This is a genomic window from Polaromonas sp. P3_B4 (assembly GCF_056402835.1).
In genome coordinates this window covers 3,540,889-3,550,143 of sequence record NZ_JBFUGQ010000001.1, presented here as the reverse complement: position 1 = coordinate 3,550,143, position 9,255 = coordinate 3,540,889, and the positions used below count along the sequence as shown (strand labels likewise).

Below are 9,255 nucleotides of genomic sequence, written 5' to 3'. Positions count from 1 at the left end.
AAGGACGAAGGCGGCCGCCACACGCCATTCTTCAACAACTATCGCCCCCAGTTCTACTTCCGCACGACGGACGTGACCGGTGCGATCGAGTTGCCAGAAGGCAAGGAAATGGTCATGCCAGGCGATAACGTGTCGATCACCGTCAAGCTGATCAACCCGATCGCCATGGAAGAAGGCCTGCGCTTTGCCATCCGCGAAGGCGGCAAGACCGTCGGCGCCGGCGTCGTTGCCAAAATCATTGCGTAATTTCCGCAAACCATAAGGAATTACCATGGCCACCAAGCAAAAAATCCGCATTCGCCTGAAGGCGTTTGATTACAAGCTGATCGACCAGTCGGCAGCTGAAATCGTTGACACTGCCAAGCGCACCGGTGCGATTGTCAAGGGCCCCGTGCCCCTGCCAACGCGCATGAAGCGTTTTGACATCCTGCGTTCGCCCCACGTCAACAAGACGAGCCGCGACCAGCTGGAAATCCGCACGCACCAGCGTCTGATGGACATCGTGGACCCTACGGACAAAACCGTGGATGCCCTGATGAAGCTCGACTTGCCGGCTGGCGTGGACGTCGAAATCAAGCTGCAGTAAGCAAAAAATCGGGGTTTCGGCCACAAGCTGGCCCCCAAATCGACAGGTTTTAGCCCAGGTTTGCCATTTTTGGCCGCCTGGGCTATACTCTCGGGCTGTCCTTTGCATATTGGCTCCTTGCTTCTATGGATTGGGCGGTTTTATTAACAGTCTTTCACATCAAAACGTCTGTGGCCAATTGAAGTCGCAGCGGTGAAAGTTACGAAAGAACACATCATGAGTCTGAGCAACTCCCTCGGGTTGCTGGGCCGCAAAGTTGGCATGATGCGTCTGTTCACGGATGATGGGGACACAGTTCCTGTTACCGTGGTGGATGTATCGAACAACCGCGTGACCCAGGTTAAAACCGAAGCAAATGACGGCTACGATGCCCTTCAAGTGGCATTTGGCGCACGCAAAGCATCGCGCGTGACCAAGCCGGCCGCTGGCCACCTTGCGAAAGCAGGCGTTGAGGCTGGTGAAATCCTGAAAGAATTCCGCGTGACGGCTGACGTCGCAGGCAAATACGCTGCCGGTACTGTTGTGCCCGCAGCCGACGTGTTTGCCGTGGGCCAGCTGGTGGACGTGCAGGGCACCTCCATTGGTAAAGGCTACGCCGGCACCATCAAGCGCCACAACATGAGCTCGCAGCGCGCGTCGCACGGTAACAGCCGTTCGCACAACGTTCCCGGCTCCATCGGTATGGCGCAGGACCCCGGCCGTGTGTTTCCTGGTAAACGCATGACGGGCCACCTGGGTGACGTCACCGTGACCACGCAAAACCTGAACATTGTGCGCATTGACGAAGCCCGTCAGCTGCTGATGATTCGCGGCGCTGTGCCTGGTTCCAAAGGCGGTTTTGTCACGGTTCGCGCCGCGATCAAGGCCAAGCCCACCACCGCTGCTAAAGGAGCGAACTGATGCAGGTCGAACTCCTGAATGACCAAGGTCTGGCTTCGTCCAAAGTGGACGTGCCTGATACCGTATTTGGTCGCGAATACAACGAAAGCCTGATTCACCAGGTGGTCGTGGCCTTCCAGGCCAACGCCCGCCAGGGTACCCGGGCCCAGAAGGACCGTGAGCAGGTTCGTCACTCGACCAAGAAGCCGTTTAAACAAAAGGGCACCGGTCGTGCACGTGCTGGTATGACGTCTTCGCCACTGTGGCGCGGCGGCGGTCGTATCTTCCCGAACATGCCTGATGAAAACTTCACGCAGAAGATCAACAAGAAGATGTATCGCGCCGGCATGGCGTCCATCTTCTCGCAACTGGCGCGCGAAGGCCGCCTGGCTGTGGTTGATTCGCTGGCTGTGGATTCACCCAAGACGAAAGTCCTGGCTGACAAGTTCAAGGCCATGAACCTCAACTCGGTGCTGGTCATCGCTGATGTGGTTGATGAAAACCTGTACCTGGCTTCCCGCAATCTGGTGAACATCCTCGTGGTTGAGCCCCGTTACGCCGATCCGGTGTCGCTGGTTCACTACAAGAAGGTTCTGGTCACCAAGGCCGCCATGGACCAACTCAAGGAGATGTTCGCATGAGCGCCCGTAACCCATCTTCTCCAAAACTGAAATTCGACGAAGGCCGCCTGATGCAGGTTCTGGTCGCTCCCATCGTGTCTGAAAAGGCGACGATGATTGCGGACAAGACCAATGCCGTGACCTTCAAGGTGCTGCAGGACGCTACCAAATTTGAGATCAAGGCTGCTGTGCAGCTGATGTTCAAGGTGGACGTTCAGTCGGTTGCCGTCCTCAACATCAAAGGCAAGACCAAGCGCTTTGGCAAATCCGTGGGCCGCCGCGACAACATTCGCAAGGCCTACGTGACGCTCAAGCCAGGTCAAGAGCTCAACCTCGGTGGGGAGTCTGCGTAATGGCTGTCATTAAAATGAAACCCACCTCTCCCGGCATGCGCGGGATGGTGAAGATCTCCCGGGATCACCTGCACAAGGGTGAGCCTTACGCGCCGCTGCTGGAGCCACAATTCCAGAAGTCCGGCCGTAACAACAACGGGCACATCACGGTTCGCCACAAAGGCGGTGGTCACAAGCACCACTACCGCGTGGTCGACTTCAAGCGCAACAAGGACGCCATTCCGGCCAAGGTCGAACGTATCGAGTACGACCCCAACCGCACGGCCCACATTGCTCTGCTCTGCTACGCCGACGGCGAGCGCACCTACATCATCGCCCCCCGCGGCCTTGAAGTCGGCGCCACGCTGATCAGCGGTTCGGAAGCGCCGATTCGCGTCGGCAACACCCTGCCGATCCGCAATATTCCTGTCGGTTCGACGATCCACTGCATCGAGATGCAAATCGGCAAGGGCGCGCAAATCGCCCGCTCTGCCGGCACCTCTGCAACCTTGTTGGCCCGCGAAGGTACCTACGCCCAGGTGCGTATGCGCTCCGGTGAAGTTCGCAAGATCCACATCGAATGCCGCGCCACCATTGGTGAAGTCGCCAACGAAGAACACAGCCTGCGCCGTCTCGGCAAGGCCGGTGTGAAGCGCTGGATGGGTATTCGCCCGACCGTTCGCGGTGTGGTGATGAACCCCGTTGACCACCCGCACGGCGGTGGCGAAGGCAAGACCGGCGAAGGCCGTCATCCTGTCGATCCATGGGGTAACCTGACCAAGGGCTACCGCACCCGCAACAACAAGCGCACGCAAGTGATGATTGTTTCGCGTCGCAAGAAGTAAGGCTAACCCATGACACGTTCACTCAAAAAAGGTCCGTTTGTCGACCATCATTTGGTAGCCAAAGCCGACAAGGCCGTTACCAACAAGGACAAAAAGCCGATCAAGACCTGGTCGCGTCGCTCCATGATCCTGCCCGAGTTCATCGGCCTGACCATCGCCGTTCACAACGGCAAGCAGCACGTACCTGTCTACATCACCGATCAAATGGTTGGCCACAAGCTGGGCGAGTTCGCACTCACCCGGACTTTCAAAGGTCATCCGGCTGATAAAAAAGTTGTGAGAAAGTAAGGAAAAGACCATGGAAACACGTGCAACCCTCCGGGGCGTTCGTCTGTCGGTCGACAAGGGCCGTCTGGTCGCTGACCTGATCCGCGGCAAGAAAGTGGATCAAGCCCTCAACATCCTGAATTTCACGCAGAAAAAAGCTGCTGGAATCATCAAGAAGGTTGTGGAGTCCGCCATCGCCAACGCTGAACACAACGATGGCGCCGACATCGACGAGCTGAAGGTGAAAACCATCTACGTCGAACAAGGTGCCACGCTCAAGCGTTTCTCCGCGCGCGCAAAAGGCCGCGGCAACAGCATCAGCAAGCCCACGTGCCATGTGTACGTGGTCGTTGGCAACTAAAGGCAGCAGGATATGGGACAAAAAATCAACCCAACCGGGTTTCGCCTTGCAGTTAGCCGCAACTGGTCTAGCCGCTGGTACGCAAGCAACCGTGATTTCGCCGGCATGCTGGCTGAAGACATCAAGGTTCGCGAGTATCTGAAGGCCAAGCTCAAGAACGCTGCGGTTTCGCGCGTTCTGATCGAGCGCCCCGCCAAGAATGCCCGCATCACGATTTTCTCGGCACGTCCGGGCGTCGTGATCGGCAAAAAAGGTGAGGACATCGAGAACCTCAAGAAAGAACTGAGCCGCCAGCTGGGCGTGCCGGTCGCCGTGAACATCGAAGAAGTTCGCAAGCCTGAAATTGATGCCAAGCTCATCGCTGACAGCATCACCCAGCAGCTTGAAAAACGCATCATGTTCCGCCGTGCGATGAAGCGCGCCATGCAAAATGCCATGCGTCTGGGTGCCCTGGGCATCAAGATCATGTCGTCCGGCCGCCTCAACGGCATTGAAATCGCTCGTTGCGAGTGGTACCGCGAAGGTCGCGTGCCCCTTCACACCCTGCGCGCCGACATCGACTACGGCACCTCCGAAGCCAAGACCACCTATGGTGTGATCGGCGTCAAGGTCTGGGTCTACAAGGGCGACACGCTGGGCCGCAACGATGCGCCAGGCGCCAAGATGGTGGAAACACCGGCCGACGAAGAACGCAAGCCGCGCGGCCCACGCCGTGATGCCCGTCCTGGCGATCGCCCTGGTTCCGACCGTCCTGCTCCACGCGGTGCCCGTGCACCACGCGGTGCGACCAACACCGCTCCGGTAGATGGAAGCGACAAGCCGGCTGAAGCTACTCCTGGTAGCGAAGCCCCGAAAACCACCGTTAAGCGCGTCCGTAAAGCCGCGCCAGCTGCAGCAGCTGACGGTGCCAAGACCGAGTAATCGGTCTATTAACGGAGAATCAAAATGCTGCAACCCGCTCGCAGAAAATACCGCAAAGAGCAAAAAGGCCGTAACACCGGCATCGCAACCCGGGGTTCCTCGGTTGCGTTCGGTGACTTCGGTCTTAAATGCACTGACCGTGGCCGTTTGACGGCCCGTCAAATTGAAGCCGCACGCCGTGCGATTTCCCGTCACGTCAAACGTGGCGGCCGTATCTGGATCCGTGTCTTCCCGGACAAGCCGATTTCCCAAAAGCCTGCTGAAGTGCGTATGGGTAACGGTAAAGGTAACCCAGAGTACTACGTGGCTGAAATCCAGCCCGGCAAGATCGTCTTTGAAATCGTTGGTGTGCCTGAAGAGCTGGCCCGCGAAGCGTTCCGCCTGGCATCCGCCAAGCTGCCGCTGCGCACCACCTTCGTCAGCCGCATGATCGGCCAGTAAGGGGAAATGACAATGACCAAATCTACTGAACTGCGCCAAAAAGACGTTGCCGGCCTGAAAACCGAAGTCAAAGAGCTGCAAAAAGCCCACTTTGGCCTGCGCATGCAAAAAGCCACGCAGCAACTGACCAACCTTTCCACGCTGCGTTCCACGCGTCGCAGCATCGCTCGCGCCAAGACTATCCTGGCCGAAACCATCGTCAAGCAAGGAGCCAAAAAATGACGGAAGCTAAAAAATCCCTCAAGCGCACCTTGATCGGCAAGGTGGTCAGCGACAAGCGCGCCAAGACTGTCACGGTTCTGGTTGAGCGTCGTGTGAAACATGAGCTGTACGGCAAGATCGTATCGCTGTCCAGCAAGTACCACGCCCATGACGAAAAAGGCGAGTACCACACGGGTGACGTGATCGAGATCACCGAAAGCCGCCCGATCTCCAAGACCAAGAACTGGGTTGTGACCCGTCTGGTTGAAAAGGCTGCGGTCGTTTAAGTCTTGAGTTCAACTTAGGCTGACTCCGGTCACGCTCAAAAAAACGGCTCACTTCGGTGGGCCGTTTTTGTTTGTGCTTTCTGCGATGCCGCTGGTGTGCCGCCGTCCCTCCGGGCTTTCGAAGTATGACCTTCACGTGCGCGCCGCCTTTTGCACAGTGAGCACACGCTTGCTGCCGCCGCACTACACTTCGGGGTTGATTTCCCCACTTCATTCACAACCCATCCATTCTTGAGGAGCACACCATGATCAAAGTAGGCGACACCCTTCCGGCCACCACGCTGATGGAATTTTCTGAAGTTGAAGGCAACGGCTGCAGCATTGGCCCCAATCCGGTCGACGTGGCCAAGGCCACCGCCGGCAAGACCATCGCCTTGTTCGCGCTTCCCGGTGCGTTCACGCCCACCTGTTCGGCCAAGCATGTGCCCGGCTACGTAGAGAAGTTCGCTGAACTGAAGGCCGCAGGTGTTGACGAGATCTGGTGCCTGAGCGTGAACGATGCGTTTGTCATGGGCGCCTGGGCACGCGACCAGAAGACCGGCGACAAGGTGCGCATGCTGGCCGATGGCAGTGCAGAGTTCGCCAAGGCCACGGGCCTGACGCTGGACCTGACGGCGCGCGGCATGGGCCTGCGCAGCAACCGCTACTCCATGCTGGTCAAGGATGGAAAGGTCGCCAGCCTGAATGTTGAAGGCCCAGGCAAGTTTGAAGTCAGTGATGCCGCCACGTTGCTGGCGCAAGCCAAAGGCTGATCACGCTGCCCCCCCGGCCCTTACGGGTCTGTCAAAGCCGCTGCCTCTTTGTCAGCGGCTTTTTTATTGTGCTCTGCTGGTGATGGCGGATTGACGTCGGCTAGTTAATTGCTATCAATAACATAGCTGCTTGCGCAAAGCCCCATTGGCCTGCAGCATGTTTTCCTACAAATCGACCTTGAGATAGTGCGCGCCCGGGATCGGGTTGTGATAGTAGGGCGGTATCTCGGAGAATCCCAGCTCGGCATACAGGGCGCGCGCCGATTCCATGTCGTCCAGCGTGTCCAGCAGCACCGAGGAATAGCCCGCCACGCGCGCAGCATCCAAAGTCGCCTCCGCCAGCTGCCGGCCCAGACCGAGACGGCGAAACGGCAGGCGTACATACAGCCGCTTCATTTCCCCGGCATTCGGGTAGTCGACCGAGTCCAGTGCACGCAGCGCGCAACAGCCGGCGATTTCGCCGTCGACCAGGGCCAGCAGCAGCGCACCCTCAGGGTCATCGTACTCACCGGGCAGCTCGGCCAGTTCGGCCTCAAAGTTCTGGAAGCACAGGTCAATGCCGAGCTGCTCCGCATATTCGCGAAAAATCAGCCGCGTGGCAGCCAGCTGCGCCGGCGTGTCGGGCGTGATGAACTGGATGGAGGGGCGTTGCACGGATCGGCAGGAAGAAGTCGACAACCAGTTTACCGTGATTTGCAACTGGAGAGCAGGCCCGGGACGCCCCGGCCGGAGGCATCAAAATGCAGCAGGCGCGGCCAGTGTAGACACCCAGTAAGCCACGCCACCGCAGATCGCCAGGATCAGCGCTGCAGCCAGGCGCGAGACCGTGTCGTCCCGCGATGGCGGAGCCGGCACCACCAGCTCCTTGTCACCGTGCAGCATGGCGCCGACCAGGTTGTGCTTGCGGGTCAGGTAATAAACGATGGCCGCGATGTGCAATACCACCAGGGCCAAAAGCACCCATTTGCCAATGTTCTTGTGGTAGTTGGTTGTCAGGCTGACGGTGGCGTTGGAGACGAAACGTGTCAGGGGGCCGGCAAAGGCAATTTCGTCGTCGCTCAGCAGGCCCGTGCCGACCTGGGCCACCAGAAATCCCAGCATGGCGAACACCGAACCCGCACCTATCGGGCTGTGGCCGACACCGTGTTCGGGCTTGCCCTGGCCTTTGAGGTAGTTGATGACGCTTTGGGGCGCATAGATGAACGCCCCAAAACGAGACCAGCGCCCACCCACCAGGCCCCAGACAACGCGAAACAGCAGCAGGGCGAGCACGGTATAGCCAAACCGGAAATGCCAGACCATGGCGTTGCCACCGATGGTGCCGGTAATGGCCAGCCCAAGCACACAAGCCACCAGCGCCCAGTGAAAAAACCGCGTGGGGAAATCCCAGACGCGCACCTTGTGAAGGTTTTTATTGGTGTACATGCTCACTCCTCGTTTTTGTGGTTGTTCTATGCAACGGTGCCCTTTATACGGCCTCGCTGCCACTTGGTGCTTTCCCGTAGCGCATAAGTTCCTGCGGAACTTATCTGGTCTGGCTAAACTCAGCCCTATGGCAACAGGCAAAGTGTGTTGCCATTGCCCCATCTTAAGAAAAAACCTACGAGGAAACCCATGAAAGCTTTTGCCTGTATCGCCGCAGCCGCCACATTGATGGCCATGGCTGCTCCGGCCTCCGCGCAGTTTGCCAAACCCGAAGATGCCATCAAATACCGCCAGAGCGCGTTGTTTGTCATGGGCCAGCACTTCGGGCGTGTCGGTGCCATGGCCAACGGCCGTGTTCCCTTCGACGCCAAGGTTGCAGCGGACAACGCAGAAATTGTGGCCGAGATGGCCAAGCTCCCGTGGGCCGCCTTTGGCCCCGGCACCGACAAGGGCGGCAACACCAAGGCCAAGCCTGAAATCTGGGCCGAACAAGCCAAGTTCAAGGAAGGCCATGAAAAGCTGGTCGCAGAGACCGCCAAGCTGGCCGCCGCGGCCAAGACCGGCAACCTTGATAACCTGAAGACCGCTTTCACGGCGACGGCTGGCAGTTGCAAGGCTTGCCACGACGCCTTCAGAAATCAGTAACACCCCCGTCCAGGCTCACTGCGTGTAGCCTGTTCCCCCCTCGAGGGGGCGGCGCCTGGGGCCGGCGAAGCCGGACCCTCGGCCCCCGCTTGAATGGAGACATCTCCGTCCCGGGGTTGGGCAACAAAAAAGCCGGTTCGTTTGAACCGGCTTTTCTTTTGGGGGAGCGAAACGCTTCAGGTCTCTTTGAGAAGCTTTTCAATCAGCTGGTGCAGCGCCGCAAAGTCGGGCTCGCCCACGTACTGTTTGACGATCTCGCCGCGCTTGTTGACCAGATAGGTTGTCGGCGTGAGCTGCACATCGCCCCATGCTTTGGCCACTGCGCCGGTGTTGTCGATGGCCACCTTGAAAGGTAGTTGGCGCGTCTGCGTGTAATTGACGACATAGCTGGGTGGGTCGTAGCTCATGGCCACGGCCAGCGTGTCGTAGCCTTGGGATTGGTATTTGTTGTAGGTCGAAATGACCTTCGGCATTTCTGCCACACAGGTCACGCAGCTGGTGGCCCAGAAATTGACCAGGGTGACCTTGCCTTTGAGGTCTGCGGTGGTTTTTTTGCTGCCGTCCAGCAACACAAAGGTCGACTCCGGCGCGGCCTCGGCGCCGCCACATCCCGGCAGGCAAGCAAGGGCCGCCACAGCCAAAATACCGGCCAGTGCCGTGCGGCATACTGTCAGGCGGGATGTCAATTTCATT

17 protein-coding genes are annotated in these 9,255 nt (G+C 58.7%); 14 read left to right on the top strand and 3 right to left on the bottom strand.

Going from position 1 to position 9,255, the window contains the following annotated elements:
- The 13 genes from AC1DVV_RS16915 to AC1DVV_RS16855 form a co-directional block, all read left to right on the top strand.
- On the top strand, positions 1-246 hold a 246-nt coding region (locus tag AC1DVV_RS16915), incomplete at its 5' end, for an EF-Tu C-terminal domain-related protein (protein WP_477686924.1).
- 25 nt (positions 247-271) lie between these two features.
- Entirely contained in the window at positions 272-586 is a 315-nt protein-coding gene (rpsJ, locus tag AC1DVV_RS16910; protein WP_007838118.1) for a 30S ribosomal protein S10, read from the top strand.
- 216 nt (positions 587-802) lie between these two features.
- Positions 803-1,486, top strand: a complete 684-nt coding sequence (rplC, locus tag AC1DVV_RS16905) for a 50S ribosomal protein L3 (protein WP_011481229.1) — start codon at positions 803-805, stop codon at positions 1,484-1,486.
- Positions 1,486-2,106 carry a 50S ribosomal protein L4 gene (rplD, locus tag AC1DVV_RS16900; protein WP_011481230.1) on the top strand — a complete coding sequence of 207 codons (621 nt, stop codon included), beginning with the start codon at positions 1,486-1,488 and terminating at the stop codon, positions 2,104-2,106. The genes rplC and rplD overlap by 1 nt, the downstream gene beginning before the upstream one ends.
- Positions 2,103-2,438 (top strand): 50S ribosomal protein L23, encoded by a 336-nt coding sequence (rplW, locus tag AC1DVV_RS16895; RefSeq protein ID WP_457281637.1) that lies wholly within the window; start codon positions 2,103-2,105, stop codon positions 2,436-2,438. The genes rplD and rplW overlap by 4 nt, the downstream gene beginning before the upstream one ends.
- Positions 2,438-3,262, top strand: a complete 825-nt coding sequence (rplB, locus tag AC1DVV_RS16890; protein WP_011481232.1) for a 50S ribosomal protein L2 — start codon at positions 2,438-2,440, stop codon at positions 3,260-3,262. The genes rplW and rplB overlap by 1 nt, the downstream gene beginning before the upstream one ends.
- Before the next feature lie 9 nt (positions 3,263-3,271).
- Positions 3,272-3,550: a 30S ribosomal protein S19 gene (gene rpsS, locus AC1DVV_RS16885; RefSeq protein WP_007866503.1), complete on the top strand. Its 279-nt coding sequence runs from the start codon at positions 3,272-3,274 to the stop codon at positions 3,548-3,550.
- Positions 3,551-3,560: 10 nt separating this feature from the next.
- Entirely contained in the window at positions 3,561-3,890 is a 330-nt protein-coding gene (gene rplV / locus AC1DVV_RS16880) for a 50S ribosomal protein L22 (RefSeq protein ID WP_007866508.1), read from the top strand.
- A 12-nt stretch (positions 3,891-3,902) separates the two neighbouring features.
- On the top strand, positions 3,903-4,811 hold the full coding sequence (rpsC, locus tag AC1DVV_RS16875; RefSeq protein ID WP_457281636.1) for a 30S ribosomal protein S3: 909 nt from the start codon (positions 3,903-3,905) through the stop codon (positions 4,809-4,811).
- Between the two features lie 24 nt (positions 4,812-4,835).
- The gene (rplP, locus tag AC1DVV_RS16870; protein ID WP_122954483.1) at positions 4,836-5,252 is read left to right on the top strand and encodes a 50S ribosomal protein L16; all 417 of its coding nucleotides are present in this window, start codon (positions 4,836-4,838) and stop codon (positions 5,250-5,252) included.
- A 12-nt stretch (positions 5,253-5,264) separates the two neighbouring features.
- On the top strand, positions 5,265-5,474 hold the full coding sequence (rpmC, locus tag AC1DVV_RS16865; protein WP_431098894.1) for a 50S ribosomal protein L29: 210 nt from the start codon (positions 5,265-5,267) through the stop codon (positions 5,472-5,474).
- Positions 5,471-5,740 (top strand): 30S ribosomal protein S17, encoded by a 270-nt coding sequence (gene rpsQ / locus AC1DVV_RS16860; RefSeq protein ID WP_457281635.1) that lies wholly within the window; start codon positions 5,471-5,473, stop codon positions 5,738-5,740. The genes rpmC and rpsQ overlap by 4 nt, the downstream gene beginning before the upstream one ends.
- A 245-nt stretch (positions 5,741-5,985) precedes the next feature.
- A complete protein-coding gene (locus AC1DVV_RS16855; RefSeq protein WP_457281634.1) occupies positions 5,986-6,492 on the top strand; it encodes a peroxiredoxin in 507 nt (168 codons plus the stop codon).
- A gap of 165 nt (positions 6,493-6,657) precedes the next feature.
- Here the strand turns inward: AC1DVV_RS16855 and AC1DVV_RS16850 are convergent, their stop codons facing one another.
- Positions 6,658-7,146 (bottom strand): GNAT family N-acetyltransferase, encoded by a 489-nt coding sequence (locus tag AC1DVV_RS16850; protein ID WP_457281633.1) that lies wholly within the window; start codon positions 7,144-7,146, stop codon positions 6,658-6,660.
- Positions 7,147-7,227: 81 nt separating this feature from the next.
- Positions 7,228-7,917 (bottom strand): cytochrome b/b6 domain-containing protein, encoded by a 690-nt coding sequence (locus AC1DVV_RS16845; RefSeq protein WP_457281632.1) that lies wholly within the window; start codon positions 7,915-7,917, stop codon positions 7,228-7,230.
- Positions 7,918-8,106: 189 nt separating this feature from the next.
- Here AC1DVV_RS16845 and AC1DVV_RS16840 point away from each other — a divergent pair, with 189 nt between their 5' ends.
- On the top strand, positions 8,107-8,562 hold the full coding sequence (locus AC1DVV_RS16840) for a c-type cytochrome (protein ID WP_457281631.1): 456 nt from the start codon (positions 8,107-8,109) through the stop codon (positions 8,560-8,562).
- Between the two features lie 176 nt (positions 8,563-8,738).
- Here AC1DVV_RS16840 and AC1DVV_RS16835 read toward each other — a convergent pair whose 3' ends face one another.
- Complete coding sequence (locus tag AC1DVV_RS16835) at positions 8,739-9,254, bottom strand: TlpA disulfide reductase family protein (protein ID WP_457281630.1); 516 nt, start codon at positions 9,252-9,254, stop codon at positions 8,739-8,741.
- Position 9,255: the final 1 nt, after the last annotated feature.